The 18,551-nt window shown below is 65.9% G+C and carries 19 protein-coding genes and 2 tRNA genes; 5 read left to right on the forward strand and 16 right to left on the reverse strand.

Annotated features, from left to right (window positions below):
* Positions 1-65: 65 nt before the first annotated feature.
* Positions 66-139 (forward strand) — tRNA-Arg (locus SynWH8101_RS02420).
* A 17-nt stretch (positions 140-156) separates the two neighbouring features.
* On the opposite strand, the gene SynWH8101_RS02425 is transcribed toward SynWH8101_RS02420, so the two are convergent.
* From SynWH8101_RS02425 to SynWH8101_RS02460, 8 genes are all read right to left on the reverse strand, one after another.
* Positions 157-618 (reverse strand): N-acetyltransferase, encoded by a 462-nt coding sequence (locus SynWH8101_RS02425; RefSeq protein ID WP_130128420.1) that lies wholly within the window; start codon positions 616-618, stop codon positions 157-159.
* The gene (ppc, locus tag SynWH8101_RS02430) at positions 619-3,564 is read right to left on the reverse strand and encodes a phosphoenolpyruvate carboxylase (RefSeq protein WP_254428015.1); all 2,946 of its coding nucleotides are present in this window, start codon (positions 3,562-3,564) and stop codon (positions 619-621) included.
* 77 nt (positions 3,565-3,641) lie between these two features.
* Positions 3,642-4,784 (reverse strand): glutamate--cysteine ligase, encoded by a 1,143-nt coding sequence (gene gshA / locus SynWH8101_RS02435; protein ID WP_130128422.1) that lies wholly within the window; start codon positions 4,782-4,784, stop codon positions 3,642-3,644.
* Positions 4,781-6,310 (reverse strand): anthranilate synthase component I family protein, encoded by a 1,530-nt coding sequence (locus SynWH8101_RS02440; protein WP_130128423.1) that lies wholly within the window; start codon positions 6,308-6,310, stop codon positions 4,781-4,783. Before SynWH8101_RS02440 ends, gshA begins: the two co-directional genes overlap by 4 nt.
* Positions 6,311-6,345: 35 nt before the next feature.
* The gene (locus SynWH8101_RS02445; RefSeq protein WP_038000832.1) at positions 6,346-6,777 is read right to left on the reverse strand and encodes a photosystem I reaction center subunit II PsaD; all 432 of its coding nucleotides are present in this window, start codon (positions 6,775-6,777) and stop codon (positions 6,346-6,348) included.
* 94 nt (positions 6,778-6,871) lie between these two features.
* The gene (locus SynWH8101_RS02450) at positions 6,872-8,281 is read right to left on the reverse strand and encodes a HAMP domain-containing sensor histidine kinase (protein WP_254428016.1); all 1,410 of its coding nucleotides are present in this window, start codon (positions 8,279-8,281) and stop codon (positions 6,872-6,874) included.
* Positions 8,278-9,555, reverse strand: coding sequence for a rod shape-determining protein RodA (gene rodA, locus SynWH8101_RS02455; RefSeq protein ID WP_254428017.1), 1,278 nt, complete (start codon positions 9,553-9,555; stop codon positions 8,278-8,280). Before rodA ends, SynWH8101_RS02450 begins: the two co-directional genes overlap by 4 nt.
* 2 nt (positions 9,556-9,557) lie before the next feature.
* Complete coding sequence (locus SynWH8101_RS02460; RefSeq protein WP_130128424.1) at positions 9,558-10,658, reverse strand: Mrp/NBP35 family ATP-binding protein; 1,101 nt, start codon at positions 10,656-10,658, stop codon at positions 9,558-9,560.
* 118 nt (positions 10,659-10,776) lie between these two features.
* Here SynWH8101_RS02460 and hemF point away from each other — a divergent pair, with 118 nt between their 5' ends.
* The gene (gene hemF, locus SynWH8101_RS02465) at positions 10,777-11,832 is read left to right on the forward strand and encodes an oxygen-dependent coproporphyrinogen oxidase (RefSeq protein ID WP_130128425.1); all 1,056 of its coding nucleotides are present in this window, start codon (positions 10,777-10,779) and stop codon (positions 11,830-11,832) included.
* Here hemF and SynWH8101_RS02470 read toward each other — a convergent pair.
* The 3 genes from SynWH8101_RS02470 to SynWH8101_RS02480 are packed head-to-tail and all read right to left on the reverse strand — an operon-like array spanning position 11,759 to position 13,602.
* Positions 11,759-12,595 carry an N-acetylmuramoyl-L-alanine amidase gene (locus SynWH8101_RS02470; protein ID WP_130128426.1) on the reverse strand — a complete coding sequence of 279 codons (837 nt, stop codon included), beginning with the start codon at positions 12,593-12,595 and terminating at the stop codon, positions 11,759-11,761. The two genes, hemF and SynWH8101_RS02470, sit on opposite strands and share 74 nt — an antisense overlap.
* A 6-nt stretch (positions 12,596-12,601) precedes the next feature.
* Complete coding sequence (locus SynWH8101_RS02475; RefSeq protein ID WP_130128427.1) at positions 12,602-13,156, reverse strand: cofactor assembly of complex C subunit B; 555 nt, start codon at positions 13,154-13,156, stop codon at positions 12,602-12,604.
* Between the two features lie 32 nt (positions 13,157-13,188).
* Entirely contained in the window at positions 13,189-13,602 is a 414-nt protein-coding gene (locus tag SynWH8101_RS02480; RefSeq protein WP_130128428.1) for a helix-turn-helix transcriptional regulator, read from the reverse strand.
* 115 nt (positions 13,603-13,717) lie between these two features.
* Between SynWH8101_RS02480 and SynWH8101_RS02485 the strand changes: the two genes are divergently transcribed.
* Positions 13,718-14,359 carry a ribonuclease D gene (locus tag SynWH8101_RS02485; RefSeq protein ID WP_130128429.1) on the forward strand — a complete coding sequence of 214 codons (642 nt, stop codon included), beginning with the start codon at positions 13,718-13,720 and terminating at the stop codon, positions 14,357-14,359.
* 16 nt (positions 14,360-14,375) lie between these two features.
* Here SynWH8101_RS02485 and SynWH8101_RS02490 read toward each other — a convergent pair whose 3' ends face one another.
* Both SynWH8101_RS02490 and SynWH8101_RS02495 read right to left on the reverse strand, forming a co-directional pair.
* Positions 14,376-14,645: a hypothetical protein gene (locus SynWH8101_RS02490; RefSeq protein ID WP_130128430.1), complete on the reverse strand. Its 270-nt coding sequence runs from the start codon at positions 14,643-14,645 to the stop codon at positions 14,376-14,378.
* Positions 14,623-15,888, reverse strand: a complete 1,266-nt coding sequence (locus tag SynWH8101_RS02495; RefSeq protein WP_130130307.1) for a lipid-A-disaccharide synthase-related protein — start codon at positions 15,886-15,888, stop codon at positions 14,623-14,625. Before SynWH8101_RS02495 ends, SynWH8101_RS02490 begins: the two co-directional genes overlap by 23 nt.
* A 72-nt stretch (positions 15,889-15,960) precedes the next feature.
* Between SynWH8101_RS02495 and SynWH8101_RS02500 the strand changes: the two genes are divergently transcribed.
* Positions 15,961-16,031 (forward strand) — tRNA-Cys (locus SynWH8101_RS02500).
* 152 nt (positions 16,032-16,183) lie between these two features.
* Here SynWH8101_RS02500 and SynWH8101_RS02505 read toward each other — a convergent pair.
* Together SynWH8101_RS02505 and SynWH8101_RS02510 are read right to left on the reverse strand one after the other, a co-directional pair.
* Entirely contained in the window at positions 16,184-16,681 is a 498-nt protein-coding gene (locus SynWH8101_RS02505) for a hypothetical protein (RefSeq protein ID WP_130128431.1), read from the reverse strand.
* Complete coding sequence (locus tag SynWH8101_RS02510; protein WP_130128432.1) at positions 16,671-16,886, reverse strand: hypothetical protein; 216 nt, start codon at positions 16,884-16,886, stop codon at positions 16,671-16,673. Before SynWH8101_RS02510 ends, SynWH8101_RS02505 begins: the two co-directional genes overlap by 11 nt.
* A gap of 23 nt (positions 16,887-16,909) precedes the next feature.
* Between SynWH8101_RS02510 and SynWH8101_RS02515 the strand changes: the two genes are divergently transcribed.
* The gene (locus SynWH8101_RS02515; protein ID WP_130128433.1) at positions 16,910-17,869 is read left to right on the forward strand and encodes an aldo/keto reductase; all 960 of its coding nucleotides are present in this window, start codon (positions 16,910-16,912) and stop codon (positions 17,867-17,869) included.
* Here SynWH8101_RS02515 and SynWH8101_RS02520 read toward each other — a convergent pair.
* Positions 17,857-18,495, reverse strand: coding sequence for a histidine phosphotransferase (locus SynWH8101_RS02520; RefSeq protein ID WP_130128434.1), 639 nt, complete (start codon positions 18,493-18,495; stop codon positions 17,857-17,859). The genes SynWH8101_RS02515 and SynWH8101_RS02520 overlap by 13 nt on opposite strands.
* Positions 18,496-18,551 lie beyond the last annotated feature (56 nt).

Genomic DNA, 18,551 nt, shown 5'->3' on the forward strand with positions numbered 1-18,551 from the left:
CGCTAAGGTACAAGGCTTGGGGTGATCTGCGGATGCATCCCCTCTGCAGCGGCATCAGCCGATGTGGGCATGTAGCTCAGTTGGATAGAGCATCAGATTCCGGTTCTGAGGGTCGGGGGTTCGAGTCCCTCCATGCTCGTCACAAGGCGTCGCGACTCAGCGAAGCCACAGTCCCATCGCTCGGATCCCGCCGGGGTCGAGCACGAATCCCTGGTCCTTGAGGGCCTGGAGTGCGGCCGGTGGGGCGGAGATCGAGATGCTGCAACCCGGCAGGTCCCGCCGCAGGATCGCCAGGGATCGGTGCACCAGCACGGCCATCACCTGCCCTTGACTCTCGCCCGGATGGGCGCAGAGGTTCCAGAGATTGGCATTCAGGGCTCGATCACTGGTCGCCCGCACAAAGCCGGCGAGCATGTCGTCGTGCTCCCGGCGCACGCTGAGGCACCACAGACTGCGCTCCAGAGCCGCCATCCAGCGCTCCTCAGGGATGGAGGGTTCGCCGCAGGCCTGGAGCAGGGCGTCGATCGCCCTGGCGGTCGGCTGGCTCTCGGGCTCCAGCACATAGCCGGGGGGAAGGGCCGGGACGGCCGGTCTGGAGCGAAAGGGAAGCAGCGCCACTCAGCCCGTGTTGCGCATGCCGGCGGCGATGCCATTGATGGTGAGCAGGGCTCCGCGCAACAGCTCACTGCGGCTGTAGGTGCGGCCATCCGGATCGGTGTTGGGTGCTTCGCTCATCGGCGGCTGCCGGTTCTGATCCCGCAGTCGGCGTAGTAGCGCCACCTGCAGGAAGCCCAGTGGAACAATCGTGCGGTTGCGCAGGTCCACCGAGAGCTGCAGGGCTGGATCGGCATCGAGCAGCCGTTCCTGGCCAGTGATGTCGAGCACTAGGCGGCGGGTGAGGCTGTATTCGTCGGCGATCGTGGCGTAAATCCGCTCGAACGCCTCCCGGTGATCGGCGCTGCCGAGGCTGGTCACATAGTGGCGCGCCAGCTCGAGATCGACCTTGGAGAGGGTCATCTCCACCTTGGAGATCAGCATCCGGAAGAAGGGCCAGCGCTGGTGCAGCCGGCGAAGGAGTTGCAGTTGTTCCTGGTCGTCGCCCACCTCGTCGGCCAGGGCCGTGCCGACGCCGAACCAGCTGGGCAGAAGAAACCGGCTCTGGGTCCAGCCGAACACCCAGGGAATGGCCCGCAGGCTGGAGAGATCCTTGGCGCCGCTTTTGCGGCGGGCCGGACGGCTGGAGATCTGCAGCTTGCTGATCTCTTCGATCGGCGTCACCTGTTGGAAGAAGGCCACCAGATCGGGGTTGTCGTGCACCAGGGCCCGGTAGTGACTGCGGGAGCGGCTGGCGAGACGGCTCATCAGGTCGTTCCAGCTCGGTGTGGCGTCCAGCTGGCTGGTGACAAGGCTGTTCTGCACCACGGCGGTGCTCATCGTTTCCAGGTTGTAGAGCGCCAGCTCCGGCAGGCTGTATTTCGAGGCCAGCACTTCCCCCTGTTCGGTGATCTTGATCCGGCCCTGCAGGGTGCCGCTGGGCTGGGCCAGGATGGCTTGGTAGGCGGGGCCACCGCCGCGGCCGACCGAACCGCCACGGCCGTGGAACAGACGCAGGGCGATGTCGTGGCGACTGGCGAGATCCTGTAAGGCGATCTGGGCCTGATGGATCTCCCAGTTGCTGGAGAGGAAACCGGAATCCTTGTTGCTGTCGGAGTACCCGAGCATCAGTTCCTGCAGGGGCTGGGCCTGTTCGCCCACCCGTGGCAGCAGTTGCCGGTAGAGCGGGTGCTCGAACAGCTGGCCCATCACCTCCGGGGCCCGCTGCAGATCTTCCACCGTTTCGAACAGGGGCACCACCAGGAGATCGGCATGGTGGGCCGCCGGATCGACCAAACCGGCTTCCTTGGCGAGCAGCAGCACCTCCAGCAGATCGGAGACGCTGTGGCTCATGGAAATCACATAGGTGCGGCAGATCCGGCTGCCGAACTCTTCCTGGAGGCGATGCAACATCCGGAAGACCGCGATGGTTTCCGCCGTTGCTGCCGACCATTCCACTGCGGGGGGGATCAGGGGACGGCGGGTCTGCATCTCCTCGAGCAACCACTCCACCCGGGCGGTTTCGTCCATCGCTCCGTAGGCGGTGGGGAGCTTCAGGTAGCGGGTCAACTCGTCGAGGGCATCGCTGTGGCGTGTGCTCTCCTGACGGATGTCGAGGCTGGCGAGCGAGAACCCGAAGATGTGCACCTGGGTCAGCAGGGTGTCGAGCGGGTCACAACTGAGCTCGGTGCTCACCAGGCTGTTGCGGATCAGTTCCAGGTCGCTGCGGAATTCGGCCACCGAGCCGTAGTGGAGAGCCTCGCCAGCGCTGGCATTGGTCGGTTGACAGGGCACCAGGCCCTCCGGTGGTGTGCGCCAACCCGCTTCCGACAACTGCTGATTGCGCTGTTGGGTCAGCCGGAGCCGCTCCAGCGTGTAGCTGAGCTTGAGCCTGTAGGGCTCCAGCCGGTAGCGAGCCGCTCGCTCTTCATAGACCTCGGGAAAGCGAAGCCGGTCCATTTCCAGCGACTCCAGCAGCGGCGCGCTCACCTGGCTCCATTGCATGGAGATGCTCAGTTGGTCGCGCAGATCCTGCACGGCTGAGATGTAGCGATCGAGCATCAGCTGTCGCTGATAACAGGCCGTTCGCCAGGTGATTTCCGGTGTGACGGAGGGGTTGCCATCCCGATCGGATCCCACCCAAGATCCGAAGGTGCAGAAGGCTGCGGGCGGCAGCCTCACATCGGGATAGTTCTGAGTGAGTGCCGCCTGGATGCGGCGACGTAACTGGGGCATGGCATCGAACAGCACCTGCTGGAAGTAGTGCAGGGCGTAATCCACTTCATCCAGCACGCTGGGTTTGAACTGGTGCAGTTCATCGGTGCGCCACCACAACCGGATCTCCTCTTCCAGTTGGCGGCGAAGGCTCGCCTGATCGCCGCTGGCCATGTCCACCGTGCCCTGCAGCTGCTGCAGCAGGCTGGCCACCCGGCGCTGCTTGTGTCGCACGGTGTGGCGCACGATTTCTGTGGGGTGGGCGGTGAACACCAACCGGATGTCGAGGTTCTGCAGCAGGGCTTCTAGCTGGGCCGGGGGCACATTCAGGCGCCGCAGGCGCTCGAACAGATCCCGGAAGGTGGCTGGTTCCGTCTGGCTGGCGAGGGGCGGTGCAAAGGGATCCACCCCCTCCGATTCAGATGACTCCTGGCAGCGGCTCATGCTGGCCAGATAGCTGTCTTCCTCGATCCTCTGCTCGAGGATGTTCACCAGTTGGAAATACAGCGAGAAGGCCCGCGCCGCGGCGATGGCCTCCACCAGATCCATTTCACGGATCAGCTGCACCACCGAATCACTGCTGCTGCTGTCGCCGTCGCCGTCGCCAGCCAGGGGTTCGCTGAGCTGCTTCATCCGCAGCAGTCGCTCCGCCTGCTCGGGCGGACACTCGCTGCGGAGCACCGTTTCCCAGAGATCCTCCACCAGCTCCAGACGCTGTTGGAGGAGTTGATCGTCTCCATTAGGACGCCGTGACATCCCTCGGGAGTCGCACTCGGAGTTGAGGGCGGATGTCGAAGGCATCGGGAGGGCGCCGTCTGCGGGTCTGGGCATGATCATCCCAAAGCGCCCGTTCCGCTGCTCATCAAGAGCTCTTCAGCGGCCATCGCGGCGATTCCCTCCCGCATCACGTCCCTCAGGCTGGAGCCGCTGCGGATGGCCTTCAGCCAACGCATCGCCTGATTCCCTTCCTGCAGGAGGGTGTCGATCGGCTGCAGGCGCTGGCGCAGGTTCAGCTCCTCCGCCAGGGGGGTGACGTCGGCCAGCAGGGCCTGAATCCAGTCGCTGCAGCGGATCGTGCGGCCATCGCGCCAATGCCGGAGTTCGGCCTCCAGGCTCTGCCGGGCGGCTGCCGCCTCATTGGCGTCACACAGAGCGGCCAGCTCTCGGGCCGACAGCGCACTGTCGTGGAGTGGATCGAGTCCGGCGGGGTGGCGCAACAGGCTGAGCACCCTCAGTTCCAACAGGGTGGTGACGGCAAGCAGCAGCTGGGGGTCGGTGATCAGATCGCAGATGCGCAACTCGAGCCGGTTCAGATCGTGGGGACGGTTCGGTCCGTTGGGCCGCACGGATGTCCAGAGGTGGCGCACGTTGTGCATCTGACCCAGGGCCATCTGCTCCTCCATCCAGCTCACGTAGTGGCTCTGGTCGCGGAACAGGGGCACCCACTCCGGCGTGAGTGGGAACTGCAGCCAGCGTTGCGAATGGGCCGTCATCACCTGCCCTCCGAGGAAGGGCGAACTGGCACTCATCGCCAACCAGAGGGCGGCTTCACAGCGGATCAGGCGCAGGCTCCGGAACAGGGCCTCCGACTCGGCGATGCCGAGGTTGATGTGGATGCTGGCGGTCACGACCCGAGTGCCATAGAGGCTTTCGATCAGGTCGTGATAGGCATTCTCTGGATCTGAGCGTTCGAAGCGGTCGGGATCGCCGAGGCTGAGGGTGCTGCCCGGCAGCAGGGTGAGATCCCGTTGGGCCAACCATTGCCTCAAGCGGCGTCGGGGCGCGATCAGAGCGTGTTCCAGCGGCTCGTAGCGCGCTTCCGGTGCTGTGACGTATTCCAGATTGCGATGGTCTGGTTCGGTGACGAAATCACCCAGGTCCCGGGCGGCTTCCACGGCAACGCCGACGTTCTCCCCGTCGTTGCGGCCGGTGAACAGCTCCACTTCAAAGCCCTTGAGCAGCAGGGGGCCGGTCATGGGGTGGGGTCCCCGAGGCAGGCAATCGCGGTGAGCATTCCCCGGGCCTTATTGAGGGTTTCCTGGTATTCCGCTTCCGGCCTGGAGTCGGCCACTACACCCGCACCGGCCTGCACCTGGATCCGACAGCCCCCGGCGGGATCGGGATGCACCACCATGGTGCGAATCGTGATCGCGGTGTTGAGCGCGCCGGCCAGGTCCACAGCGCCATAGACCCCGGAATAGGGCCCGCGGGCCTCGGGCTCCAGTGCATGGATCAGTTGCATGGCGCGGATCTTGGGTGCGCCACTGACGGTGCCGGCGGGGAACGCGGCCATCAGTAGATCCCAGATGTCGTGGTCGTCCGCGAGTCGCCCTTCCACCTCACTCACGATGTGCATCACGTGGGAGTAGCGCTCGATCACCATGAGGTCTTTCACGGCAACGCTGCCGGGTCGACAGACCCGGCCGAGATCGTTGCGTCCGAGGTCCACCAGCATCACGTGTTCGGCCCGTTCTTTTGGATCGGCCAGCAGGTCGGCCTCCAGGGCTCGATCCTCTTGGTCCGTGTCGCCACGGGGTCGGGTACCTGCGATCGGCCTGAGGCTCGCGCGGATACCCTCCGCGTCGGGTTCGGCCTTGACCATCACCTCCGGGCTGGAGCCGATCAACTGCCAGTCGCCGAAATCAAAGAAGGCCATGTAGGGCGAAGGGTTCACCATTCGCAGGCTGCGGTAGAGCTCCAGAGGCTTCTGGGGCACCGTCGTTTCAAGCCGCTGACTCAGCACCAGCTGGAACACGTCGCCGGCGGCAATGTGGTCGCGGCCGCTGCGCACGGCGGCCTCAAAATCGTCCTGATCGCGGTTGCTGCTGGTGGGAGGGAGCCCGCTGTTGGGTTGCCAGCGAAGGGGGCGCACCGAAGGCAGAGGCGCTGCCATCCGCTCTTCCAGGTGGCGGATCCGCGCTATCGCCCGTTCCCAGGCCTCATCGGCGCTGGAGGCACTGCCCCTGCCACCGCTGAGATCTCCGTAGGCCACGGCTGTAATCAGACGCTTGGCCTGGTCGATGATCAGGATGCTGTCCATCAGCATCCAGAGGCCATCGGGCGGATCGGATGCGGCCGGGGTGTGAATCGGCACCGTCGGCTCGATCCAGCGGATTAGTTCATAGCCCCAGATGCCGTAGAGCTGCCCCAGCGGTGGCAGGCCGGCGAGGCTGCCAGGGCGGTAAGGCTTCAGTTGGCTGCGCAGGATGTCGAAGGGATTGCCTTCCAAAGACTCCACCGCTCCATCGCGCCAATGACGGCTGCATGCCTTACCGCGAGCGGTCAGCGTCCAGAGCGGGTCACAGGCCACCACGCTCCAACGGCCGAGGTGGACACCGCCTTCTACGGATTCGAGCAGCACACCTGGAGGTCGGCCCTCTCCCACTTTCAACCACGTGGTGAGAGGCGTTTCCAGGTCGGCGGGCCAACTGTGAGCCACCGGAATGAAGGTGGCTCCCGCAGCGGCGGCCTCAAGAAAGGAGGCGCGGTCAGGGCTGAGCATGGAGGGATTCTCGCAGCCGACCGCGCTGCTCGACGTCAGGCGTCGAAGGTGTTGCGTCCGCTGAACTTGAGCGTGGAAGGGTCGGGATTGGCGCCGATCCGACGGGGGTTGTGACCCACCATGGTGCGTCCGTCATTCACTTTCTCAGGGAACACACCATCCTTGGGATGCAGGAATTCGGTGTCTCCACCAGGGAAGATCCGATAAATCTTGTAGTCCTCGATCCGGGGCTTGAACTTGGTGCGCAATTGGGTGCCGAGGGCGAGGCACTGCTCTTTGCGTGCGAAATACATGAGGTTTTCGCCTTCATGCATCATGGCGGCACCACCGGTGGGCAGTTCGAAAGCCTGAGCAGAAGCGCTGGTCCAGGTGATGGCGTACTTCTCTTCCGTCTCCGCGGCGTTCAGAAGTCCACCGGTGCTGCCGATGAACTGGGGGAGCTGACCGTTCAACGCCGTTGCTGTCATGGCTGTCCTCGAAAAATCGGCATGCCGTTACGGCTGGAAAGTAGCACCGTGATTCCGGTTGGATCGCCTGTCCCGCAGCCAAGCTTCACACCCGTCAACATTGATTCGAGCCGGCCACCGGGAAGAACACCGTGAGGCCTCGATCCCGTTGTTGCGTCAGCTTGCCACCCAGGCTGGCGAGCAGGCGACGGGTGGCTCCCTGGCTGAGCTGCAGGCTGCCGGTGTCTGGATTCCAGCTCAGAACGGGGCCGAGTTCGGCGCTGGGCTGCGCCGCGCTGACGCCGGCACCATCGGGATTGGGATTGTGGCCGCGGATCTGCAGCTTCAAGCGTGCTCCCGCCGCTCGGAGCTGCAGCACCAACCTGCCGCCGTGTTGCAGGCTGCGACTGCTGCGGTCGATGAGGCCCCCGAGCATCGGTTCCAATCGACCGGGATCACTGAGCACAGCCGGTAGTGCCGGGCTGATGTCGAGCTGAAGGGCAAGCCCGCGCCGCTCGAGCTGTTGTTCCCAGGCTGGTGCCAGCTGGAGCAGCATCGCGCCGAGGTCGGTGCGGGCCAGGCCTGCCGAGTCCTTCGCCTGGCGATGGCGCTCGCTGCTCTGCAGTTCAGAGGCATGCAGTTCCGCGGCATGAAAAATCAGGCCGAAGCGGTCGATCTGTTCCGTGCATTCGCTGTCGATCTGGCGCAGGCGATCGGTGACGAGATCCGGCAGGTCACGGCGGCGCAGCAGCGATCGAATCAAGGTGCGGATCGTGGCCAGCGGTGTGCGCACCTCATGGGTGATCGCCTCCAGCAGGGAGAGTTCGGCCGCTGCACCGGCTTGGGGGGCCGGGGGGGATGAATCGCTCTGAGCTGGTGGGGGGTCGGGCAGGGTCTGCAGAGTCAGGCTGGGCGCCATCCGGGCCAACCGCTCCGCCACGGCGGGCCAGAAGACGGTTGCGAAGTCGCGGCTGCTCTGCAGGGATCCCAGGCCCTGGATGGCGTCACGCAGAGCACTCGCCTGCCCAGGGCTCTCGGCCTGCAGGCGTTGGTCGATGCGTTCCAGCACAGCCGCCAGAGAGGTGGGGTCACTGCGCAGCAGTAGTTGACGCTGGTGGTCGGGGCCGTGCAGAGCCAGAGCGAGCTGCAGAGACGGGCTGATCACGATCAGCAGGGGGTCGTGGCCATCCTCTGGCTGCAGCCTGAGCTGTTCCAGCCGCTGGACCGGGGCACGGCCGCCTGCCGGTTCCGGGGCTGCCGCAGGCCCCAGCTGCGGCCAGCCGATGGGATGCGGTGTCCAGACCCAGCCGGCCATCCTCTGCAGGAGGCTCGGTTCATAGAGGGCGGGGAGGGGAGCGGCGAGCCAGACGCCTCGCCGATCGGCCGGCTGCTTGAGCAGAGCGTCCTGCACAACCTCCAGGGCTGCCCACCAGAGCCGTCGGGCGCTGGGATCATCACCCCCGCCTGGTGGCACCCCTTCAGCCATCAGGGCTGGGATGGTGGTGAGGTGGGGGCGTGCGTTCACCGGATCAGCCCTTGACGCTCCCGGCGCGCCACCGAGAGGCAAAGGCCCAGGGCGATGAAGTTCACCACCATGGCGGAGCGCCCGTAGCTCATGAAGGGGAGAGGAATGCCCGTGACCGGGCCAAGGCCGATGGTCATAAAGATGTTCACCACCACCTGGAACATCAGCATGGTGGCGACGCCGATCACCACCAGGGAGTCGAAATCGGAGCGGGCCCGGTTCGCGACCTGGAGCATCCGAGCCATGAGCAGGGCGAACCCCACCACCACCAGCACGGTGCCCAGATACCCCGTCTCCTCCCCCAGGGCACTGAAGATGAAATCGGTGTGCTGCTCGGGGATAAAGCGCAGTTTGGTGAGCTGGCCCTGCAGCAATCCCGTGCCGAACAGGCCTCCGGAGCCGATGCCAACCGTGCTCTGCAGCAGGTGGTACCCACCGCCGAGGGGGTCTTTGCTGGGGTCGAGGAACAACACCAGCCGATCGCGCTGATAGTCCTTGAGGCCATGCATCCAGAGCCAGGGGGTGATGAAGGCCACGGCCCCTTGGATCGCCAGCACCACCGCCGCCGCGATGCGTTTCCAGGGAAGGGAGCGAAAGGCGATCACCATCATCAGCGGCACCCAGAGCAGCAGGGCCCAGGGCAGGAGGCCGGCCAACAGGGCTGTGCCCAGGGGCGCGAGCAACAGCACCAGCCACTCGAAGGGCATGCCCGACCAATAGAGCATCACCAGGAGCAGGGCTCCGAAGACCAGGGAGGTACCCAGATCCGGCTGGATGAACACCAGCAACCAGGGCAGGGAGATCACGCCCAGGGGGCGAAGCAGATCCACCGGACGTTCCACAGGATGGCGATCAAGCACGGCCGCCAGCAGCAGGATGGCGGCGAGCTTGGCGAATTCCGAAGGCTGCACATGCACCCCCCCGATACTGATCCAGCGTTGAGCCCCGAGGGCGGAGGTGCCGATCACCCGCACGGCGATCAGGCTGATCACCGTGAGCCCGTAGATGGGTGCCAGCAGCGGCTTCAAACGCTCCAGCTTCATGCGCGCCAGCAAGAGCGCCACGCCGATGCCGAAGGCTGCCGTGATCCAGTGCTGGTACCAGTCGGCATAGGGGGCCTGGCGTTGGGTGCTGGCAATCAGCAGCCCCGCCACGGCCACCAGGGTCAGGGGGATGCCCCAAAGCAGGCGCTCCCCGTGGCGTCGCCGACTGCTGAGGCCGGAGGCATCGGCGCGTCGCCGTCTGCGGTTGCCCTGGAGGAAGCCGCTGCCCATGCTCAGTGCGAGACGGTGAGCCGACTCGCCACAGCATCGGCCAGAACCACGAACGCCTGGGCACTGGCGGAATCGGGTTGACTCACGACGATCGGGCGCCCCTGATCGCCACCGGAGAGCACCGGCATTTCGAGCGGAATCTGGGCCAGCAGTGTGCTGTCGAATTCAGCGGCGAGTTGCTGTCCTCCCCCTTCCCCGAACAAGGGATAGCGCCGCTCCGGTTGGTCGGGCGGAATGAAGGCGCTCATGTTCTCCACCACGCCGAGCACGGGGATCTGCATCTGCCGGAACATCGCCAGGCCGCGGCGGGCATCCTGCAGGGCCACCTGCTGAGGCGTGGTCACGATGATCACGCCGGCCATCGGCACCGCCTGGGCGAGGGAGAGCTGGGCGTCTCCAGTTCCGGGGGGAAGATCGACCACCAGCACATCCCGCTCACCCCAGCTCACCTGATAGAGGAACTGGCGGATGATGCCATTGAGCATCGGCCCTCTCCAGATCACGGGCTGGTCGGGATCGATCAGCAGCCCCATCGACACCATGGCCACGCCACAGCTCTCGATCGGCGTCATGCGTTGCTCGCTGCCGCTGCCACGCACCTCGGGCGTCTGCTCCGCTACGCCCAGCATGGTGGGGGCGTTGGGGCCGTAGATGTCGGCGTCAAGCAGCCCGACCCGGTGGCCCTGACGGGCCAGGGCGCAGGCCAGGTTCACCGCCACGGTGCTTTTGCCCACGCCGCCCTTGCCGCTGCTCACGGCGATCACCTGCTTGACCCCCGGAATCGCTTGCCGTTCGGCCATCTGGCCATGGCCGGCCTGTCCGATTGCGCCGGTTTGGGCGGAGGCGCCGGCGGCCTGATGGGGCGGGTTTCCCACCTCAATCTGCACATCCTGGATGCCGTCGAGCCCCAGCAGACGCTCCCGGCTCTCCTGCACGATCCTGTCGCGTTGGCTCTGCGCGAAGCCAGGGAGATTGAGACGGATCACAGCCCGGGGTGGTGTGACCCGGATGCGATCGATCCAGCCCAGTTCCACGGCGGAACGTCCGCTGCCCGCATCACGGATCTCCGTCAGCACCGCTGTTGCCTGCTCTGCCGTCGCCATGGGTCCGCACCGTCGGCGCGGATCCTAGGAGCGAGATCTCATGACAGACCTTCACGCACGCTTGTCGTGAACGCCCGCAGGCTGAAATGGTCATGCCTGTTCCTGCGGGATGCCGCCCATGGTCCATTCACCCCACCAGCCCGGCAGCGTTCTGACGCCTCCTGCGGGGTCCCGCGACCGGGCCCGGGCTCTCGTGCTCGGCCTCCAGGATGAAATCTGCGCAGGCCTGGAGCGTCTCGACGGTCTCGGTCGTTTTCAAGAGGAGAGCTGGGAGAGGCCGGAAGGGGGCGGTGGGCGTTCCCGGGTGATGCGCGAAGGGCGCGTCTTCGAGCAGGGCGGTGTCAACTTCTCTGAAGTCCATGGCCAGGAGCTGCCCCCCTCGATCCTGCGCCAGCGGCCCGAGGCGAAGGGTCATCCCTGGTTTGCCACTGGCACCTCGATGGTGTTGCATCCGCGCAATCCCTATGTGCCCACGGTGCACCTCAACTACCGCTACTTCGAGGCTGGTCCGGTGTGGTGGTTCGGCGGTGGTGCTGATCTCACGCCCTTCTATCCCTTTCTTGACGACGCCCGCCACTTCCATCGGCAACACAAGCAGGCCTGCGATCAGGTGAGCCCGGATCTCTATCCGGTGTTCAAGCTCTGGTGCGACGAGTATTTCTTCCTGAAGCACCGCGGCGAAACCCGCGGCATCGGAGGGATTTTTTACGACTACCAAGACGGCAACGGCCAGCTCTACAAGGGTCAGGATCCCGAGGGGCCCGCTGCCGCCATGGCGCAAACGCTTGGCTCCCGCCCCCTCGCCTGGGACGCCTTGCACGATCTGGCGCGGGCCTGCGGGCAGGCTTTCCTGCCGGCCTATGCCCCGATTGTGGAGAAACGGCATGACCTCCCCTATGGCGAGAGGGAGCGTCAGTTCCAGCTCTACCGCCGCGGTCGGTACGTTGAATTCAACCTGGTGTGGGATCGGGGCACGATTTTCGGGTTGCAGACGAACGGCCGCACCGAATCGATTCTGATGTCTTTGCCGCCCCTGGCGCGATGGGAATACGGCTACGCCGCTCCGGAAGGGTCGAGGGAAGCGCTGTTGACGGATCTGTTCACCCGGCCCCAGAACTGGCTGGAGGATCCGTCTCTGGATGAGCGCTGCCGCCCCCATCAGGCCCTGAACTGAGGGGCGATGGCGCTTCGGGCTCCAGGCCCATGGCCAGCGCCTCAATGATGCGGCGCGCGATGGTGTCGATCACCGGCTGCCGGGATTGGGGATTCCGGAGACGCTGCTCCAGGTTCCCTTCCAGCTTGCCGATCTCCAGGATGCTGATGCCTCGCCGCGGTGCTCCGAGGCCGCCGCGAAAGGTCCGTGGATAACGCCCGAACGCCAGGGCCAGGCTTTCGTCGAGGCGATTGCTGGGTTGATGGAGGGCGGGGATCAGCCCGGAGCCGAAGCCGTCGGGGCCGTAGGCGTCGAAGTGAATCTCCAGGGCATAACCACCTGCGGCGCTATGGCGACGTCCCACCGACCAGTTGGTGCGGGGATCATTCTCATCTTGGATGGTGAGCGCGTCCGGGGTGTAGGCCCGGATGTTCAGGCCCCGCTCACGCCCCAGCGCCACGACGGCATCCCGCACCCTGAGATTCCAGAACAGTTCATCGCGCATGCGGGCATCCATCGGCGTGCCGCCATGGAGCCCCACCGTGGCGCCGGAGGTGCCGGCTCCCTCGATGGCCTGGGAGTCGGCATGGCCTGCCATCACCAGAATGGGTACATCGGTCGGAAGCGGCCTGGTGCCTGTCCAGTGGGTGCGAAGCGCCACCTGCTCACCGGTGAGCAGGTCGGTGTCGGGGTTTTCCGGCGCTCGGGCTGCCGTCGACAAACCAAGGCTGGCAAGGGCCACAAGGCCGGCGGTCAGGGCCAGGCTCAGGTCACGGCGCACCATGAGGTGTCAGATCGGTGACGACAGCAGGGAGCCGTCGCTAGCCAGCTCGAGCGGACCGGCCAGATCCAGTTCCAGGGCAATGAGTTCATCGCGATGCGCCCGCAACCGGATCGTGCTGCCGCCGCTCTCGTTGGAGCTCATCAGCCGGATCTCCAGACCCTCCTGCCGCAGCGCCCGGCGTCGATAGACGAGCCCCGCGAGCGGACCGAGCAGGGCGAGCAGCAGGGGCCACCAGCCCAGGGTCGGCTGGAGCTGGCGCAGCACCAGGCCCAGACAACCGGCGCCGATCGTGCCCAGGAGAGAGAGCAGCAGGGCGAGCGGCGCACTCGCCGCCACCGTGGCCTGATACCGCAACACCTGCCGTTCAGCATCGCCGCCTCGCTGCACCCAGCCCCGTTGCTCGAGCCATTGGCTCAGGCCTTCGAGCACCTCCAGGGCCGGCCGCGGTGATTGCACGTCGACCACTGTGGTGCGGTCCTTGCTGGCAGCCCTGAGGAAAAACACCAGACCGATGGCCAGCAGCAGGGTCAACAGCAGGGTGGAGATCTGGAAGGAGGGCATCCGCTGATGAAACCGCGCTGGTTTTGTCCGTTCTAGTGCGCCACGGGCTGGTCGCTTTCGGCGAGATGGTCGACCAGCCAGCGACGCCATGGCGTCATCAAGCGCTCCGCCGGTTCGCGCGCTTCATGTTGCAGGTGGAGCATGCTGCGGGGGCGTCCGCGACTTGGGCAGCGTTTGCTGTAGTGGCCGAGCATGCCCTGACCGTCGAGAAAGGCGAGGGCTTGGTGCAGCACCGTTTCCGAGAGTCGCAGTTCCGGGTGTTCGTGCTGGAGACGCTGCAGCAGTCCTGAGGGGTAGCTGTCTTGGCGGAGGAGGCAGTCGAGTACCCAGCACACCGCCAGTTCCAGGTCGAGGAAGCGCGGCGGTGGCTGGTGAAAGTAATGCTCGATATCGGCCAGGCAGGCGCGGGAGGCTTTGCGATGGGTCTGCACGACGACGCGGATCATTCGTCTCATTCTGCTCTAACTCGATCTCACTCTGATTTTCAAGTGTGTGGTGGAAAGTCGCACCACCGAGCGCGTCAGAGTGGGTGTGACCCAGCGTCCTTCTCCGCGCACCCCCATGGCTGACAGCACCGAACCCAGGGATTTCGCCGTTTTTGATGGCGATCTGGATGCCGCCTGGGCCGATCGTTACGCCAAGGCCAGCCGCCTGGCGGTTGACACCGAAGCGATGGGCCTGGTGCACGGTCGGGATCGCCTCTGTCTCGTGCAACTCTGCGATGGCGACGACAACGTGTCGTGTGTGCGCATCGGTCTTGGTCAGAGCGAGGCGCCTCGCCTGAAGGCTCTGATGGAATCAGCGGCGGTGGAGAAGGTGTTCCATTTCGCCCGTTTTGATGTGGCGGCCCTCGCCAGTGGGCTGGGGATTGCCGTTGATCCGATCTTCTGCACCAAAGTGGCCTCGCGACTGGCCCGCACCTACAGCCCCAGGCACGGTCTCAAGGAGGTGGTGCTCGAGTTGGTGGGCGTCGAGCTCGATAAGCAGGCCCAGAGCAGCGACTGGGGCCGTGTGGAGGAGCTCAGTGAGGCTCAGCTGGCCTATGCCGCCAACGATGCGCGTTATCTGTTGCCGGCGCGGGAGCGACTGGAGGTGATGCTGCGTCGGGAGGGTCGCTGGGAGCTCGCCCAGCGCTGTTTCCGATGCATTCCCGTGATGTCGGAGCTGGATCGTCTGCGCTTCGCGCAGACTTTCGAGCACTGATTGGAGCACCGAGTGGTCAGTCTTCGAGCATGAAATGCTCGTCTTCAGGGCTCGCCACCAGCAGGGCATCGAGCCCGGAGCCATCTGCGTCCGCTGGGGTGTCGCGTGCGTTTTGTGCTTCAGCCAGCAGTTGCTTGGCCATCGCTTTGCGGGCCTCCAGATCCCTCACCCCATCGCGGGCGGCAGCGAGTTCCACCCGCCGCCGTGCCGAGGCCTGACTGATGCTCAGGCAGCTGGCCAATTCAGCGCAGAGCCGGAGATAGTCATGGTCCTGAATCGCGGCCATGGCGTGCTGACGGAGAACGTTCAGTATCCGTGATCAGTTGTTGCTGGATCCGTTGCGCGAGGGCGGCGCTGCCGCCGGGAGGTCCCATGCGCTGACGGCCGACGCGGCCAAGCTCCTCTCGCAGGCGTGCGCTCTCCAGGAGAGCGGCCAGGTGTTGGCGAAGGTCGGCCGCGTTCCGACACGACCGCACCGCGCCGCCGAGCAGTCGGCTCTGCCGTGTGGCGAAGGCGCGGGTGAACTGGGGGCCGGGCCCCGGCAGCGAGAGGCTTGGTACGCCCAGCCCCACCAGTTGTTCGGTGGCCGTGCCTGCGGTGGCCAGTCCCACTTCGGCCCAGCTGGCCCAGTCTTGAAAGCGCCCCCGCCCGAGCAGCAGCAACTGCACCCCGTTCACCCAGCAGGCGCTGGCCCCCAGGGCGTCGGCGGGGGGAGGGCAGGGGCGGTAGCCGAGGCGGGTGAGCAGGGCGGCCAGGGGTTGTTGTTCCGGCTGGGATCCCGTGGCCATCAGCAGGGCAATCGGCACCGTGCTCTGCCAGCCCTCCAGGGCTTGGAGCAGCCGTTCGGCATTGCGGAGCGCTTCCGGCATCCGGCTACCGCAGAGCAGCAGGATGCGCCGACAACGCTCCAGGGCTGCCGGCACAGGCGTCGAACGGAAGCCATCCATCATCGGATTGCCCGGAGCCTCGGCCCTGACGCGATGGCGCTGCAGGCCTCGGGCTGTGATCCGGTCGCGCATCGCCACCAGACGGCAACGGCGGCTGCGCATCAGGAGCCATTCCCATGGATCCCATTCACTGCCCTTGAGGCGGTGGTAGCGGTCACTGGGGGAACGCCCGGGGCCGCTGCGCCAGGTGTAGTCGCTTTTCGGTGTTCCCACGAATCCGAAGGGGCGTCCCGCCCCCCAGGCCATCAGCAAGGGCAACAGATCTCCCACGGCCAGCACCGCATCCACGCGCTTTCGCTCCCGACGCAGGCAGCGCCATTGGCGCCAGCTCAGCAGGGCCAGGCCGGAGCTGAGATCAGCCAGCAAACCTCGCAGGCTCTGATTGCTGAAGCCGCCGCTCGGCAGCGCCGCAGGCGGACCCACCCTCTCAATCCAACCGGCTTGCTCGGCGGCTGTGAAGGTGGCCCCGGTGCCCACCATCGGCAGAACCCGCAGCCTCAGGCCTGGGTTGAGGCGATGCAGGGCTTCGAGGATGCGCAGGGCGATCAGGTCTTCGCCATGGCCATTGCTCAGCACCAGCAGGGAGCCGCTGCCCGCAGGGATCCCCGCGCCCTCACTGATACGATCCGCTGATGGGAGCGCGGCTCCCCGGATGGCGGCATGGCCAAGTGGTAAGGCAGAGGATTGCAAATCCTTTATCCCCAGTTCGAATCTGGGTGCCGCCTTTCGTCCGATTGCATCAAGGGGCTTCTCTGTCGGTGGACTGAGGAAAGATCGCTGCTGCACCGCGGGCCTGGGCAAAAGGAAATCGACAGGCGGGGCTCCGGATTGAACCCGCTGAATCCTGTCAGATGCATCGCCGCCGCTGCGCCCTCGATCAAAGCGCGGCCACAGCGTGCAGCTTGGCACCGTCCTGGAGCAGGGCTTCGCATTGAAGCTTTCCCCGCTGGATCTGGCAGCTGCCCTGCACAGGCCAGGCCTGCGGCACCCCCATGGCCAAGCCGATCGGATCGACCCGTCCTTCCGATGCACTCGAGACCTCCCCGCGCCACTCGCTCGCGCTCAGCTGACAGCGCCCGCCTTCGCAGTGCAGTGGGATGGTCTTGGCGGGGCCGATCACCACAAAGGTGAGTTGGTGGTTGGTGGTGTCGTCCGGGCCAGAGCCGGTGAAGCGGAGGCTCAGCACGGAGGGGCCGCGGCGGGTCAGTTCCACCAGGCCGCAGGGCCCCTCGTGTCCTTCGGAGAGGGTATAGCGACAGTTTGAGCTGAACGTTTTGAACCGACCCACCGCCGATAACGGTTTGGCCGCAGCGGCGCCGGGTGCGATCAGGCTGATGGCGAGAACGAGCAGGGGCAGCAGCCGATCAATAGTCACTGTCGGCGACGCACATGCCAAGGCAACGGATTCCATTGTCCGCCGTGCGGCGGCAGTGTCGGCAGAGGATGGTCCCATTGGCGCCGCCATCGTCCTGGCGATCCTCCGGGTAGCCAGCCGCTGCCGGGATGGCGTTGGTGGGCGGGGCGTCGGAGGTCATGGCGGGTTCCGCGTCGATGGCGATCACAGCACAGAACGCGATCATGGCGTTCTGTGGCGGTGGCTGGGGTGACGGGAATCGGGTTCGGGACCTGGGCCTGGGGGAATCAATTGCTCTGGGGCTACCAGCCAGATCGGGACGACCCCTTGCTGGTGGAGACCCTTCAGGTGGCCATTGCCTCTGGGCTGTCGCTGGTGGATACGGCCGATTCCTATGGCACCGGCCGCCTCAATGGTCGCAGCGAGTTCTTGCTGGGTCAGGGGCTCGATGGTCTGTCTGCTGAGGAACGCTCCCGCCTCACCGTGGCCACCAAACTGGCTCCCTTCCCCTGGCGCCTCGGTCGTCGAGGCTTTGTGCGTGCGTTTCAGGCCAGCCGAGAGCGTCTGCGGGGCCATCTCGATCGGGTGCAGTTGCACTGGAGCACAGCCCGCTATGCCCCCTGGCAGGAGGGGCCGCTGCTGGCGGGGCTCGCCGATCTGGTGGAGGCGGGCCAGGTGGCGGAACTGGGACTCTCCAATGTGGGGCCGCGACGTCTGCGACAGATTCATGCCTGTCTGCAGCGCCGCGGCGTCCGCATCAGCAGCGTGCAGGTGCAGATGTCTTTGCTCGCTCCGGAGCCGATCGCCGCTGACGGTCTGGCGACGGTGTGTCGGGAGCTCGGCATTGCCCTGCTGGCCTACAGCCCTCTGGCACTCGGGGTGTTGACGCTGCCGCCGGGAGCAGCGATTCCGGCCTGCACGCGCCTGCGTCAGGGCTTGTTTCGTCGCCTCCTCCCAGGTAGCGAGGCGCTGCGGCAAGGCCTGGCTGCGATCGCGGTGGCCCATGGGGTCAGCCAGGCGCAGGTGGCTCTCAATTGGTGCCGTTCTCACGGCGCGATGCCCTTGCCCGGTGTTCGTCGCCCCGATCAGGCAAGCGACGTGGCTGCGGCGTTGACCTGGCAGCTGAGCGATCAGGAGCGCGCCAGCCTGGATGAGCTCGCCCTCACCTGCCCGGTTCGCATGCCCGCCAACCCGTTTCAGAGCGCTTGATCGGCGGGCTCCTCGGGGTCGGGGCTCACCACCACCGGCAAGCTGGCGAGCACCGGTTGCAGTGGCACCACGTTGGTGGCTGAAGACGATTCCGGTGCAGGCGGCGCCTCGGCAGGACTGGATTGCTCGCAGGCTGCGAGCGCTTCCTGGAGTAGGGAGTCAAAGGTGGCGCCGGGCAGACGGTGCCGGGCGATTTCCAGAAACGTGCGGGGCAGGGATTCCGATGCCGCATCGCGGATGGCCGGGTTGTTACGACGTTGCTCCTGTTCGTCGTGAATCGCCCGGAGGAATCGGTGGGTGACGTCCCGCTTGGTGCAGGCTTTGATCAGGGTGTCGCGATCCCCCGCATCGAGGGAGAGATCGCTCTCCAGTTCGCCGATGCGGCGCTCCAGGCTGCCGAGCACTTCCTCCGCTTCCTTGCCGATCTGGGTGAGCTGTCCATCGGAGAGATGGGGGATATCGGCCACATACACCTTGCCGTGATCCTTGAGGGCCAGATAGGTGGGCCGTGGACCGTGGCGATGCAGGGTTGAGCGCTCGTGGGTCTGGCCGACGGGACGCCGGGGGGGCACAGGGCCCGCTGACGAGCGGCGTCGGGTGATCCGCTGGGGTTTATCGAAAGACATGACTGAGTATGGGAATGTGACGGCACCGCGATCGACAATCAGATCGATCCGCTTGA

It is taken from the genome of Synechococcus sp. WH 8101 (assembly GCF_004209775.1).
Classification (GTDB): domain Bacteria; phylum Cyanobacteriota; class Cyanobacteriia; order PCC-6307; family Cyanobiaceae; genus Synechococcus_C.

Bases quoted from the DNA above. Each gene is read 5' to 3' on its own strand.
- ppc (WP_254428015.1), bottom strand. From the start codon at position 3,564: ATGTCACGGCGTCCTAATGGAGACGATCAACTCCTCCAACAGCGTCTG.
- gshA (WP_130128422.1), bottom strand. From the start codon at position 4,784: ATGACCGGCCCCCTGCTGCTCAAGGGCTTTGAAGTGGAGCTGTTCACC.
- SynWH8101_RS02440 (WP_130128423.1), bottom strand. From the start codon at position 6,310: ATGCTCAGCCCTGACCGCGCCTCCTTTCTTGAGGCCGCCGCTGCGGGA.
- SynWH8101_RS02445 (WP_038000832.1), bottom strand. From the start codon at position 6,777: ATGACAGCAACGGCGTTGAACGGTCAGCTCCCCCAGTTCATCGGCAGC.
- rodA (WP_254428017.1), bottom strand. From the start codon at position 9,555: ATGGGCAGCGGCTTCCTCCAGGGCAACCGCAGACGGCGACGCGCCGAT.
- SynWH8101_RS02460 (WP_130128424.1), bottom strand. From the start codon at position 10,658: ATGGCGACGGCAGAGCAGGCAACAGCGGTGCTGACGGAGATCCGTGAT.
- hemF (WP_130128425.1), top strand. From the start codon at position 10,777: ATGGTCCATTCACCCCACCAGCCCGGCAGCGTTCTGACGCCTCCTGCG.
- SynWH8101_RS02470 (WP_130128426.1), bottom strand. From the start codon at position 12,595: ATGGTGCGCCGTGACCTGAGCCTGGCCCTGACCGCCGGCCTTGTGGCC.
- SynWH8101_RS02475 (WP_130128427.1), bottom strand. From the start codon at position 13,156: ATGCCCTCCTTCCAGATCTCCACCCTGCTGTTGACCCTGCTGCTGGCC.
- SynWH8101_RS02480 (WP_130128428.1), bottom strand. From the start codon at position 13,602: ATGATCCGCGTCGTCGTGCAGACCCATCGCAAAGCCTCCCGCGCCTGC.
- SynWH8101_RS02485 (WP_130128429.1), top strand. From the start codon at position 13,718: ATGGCTGACAGCACCGAACCCAGGGATTTCGCCGTTTTTGATGGCGAT.
- SynWH8101_RS02490 (WP_130128430.1), bottom strand. From the start codon at position 14,645: ATGGCCGCGATTCAGGACCATGACTATCTCCGGCTCTGCGCTGAATTG.
- SynWH8101_RS02510 (WP_130128432.1), bottom strand. From the start codon at position 16,886: ATGATCGCGTTCTGTGCTGTGATCGCCATCGACGCGGAACCCGCCATG.
- SynWH8101_RS02520 (WP_130128434.1), bottom strand. From the start codon at position 18,495: ATGTCTTTCGATAAACCCCAGCGGATCACCCGACGCCGCTCGTCAGCG.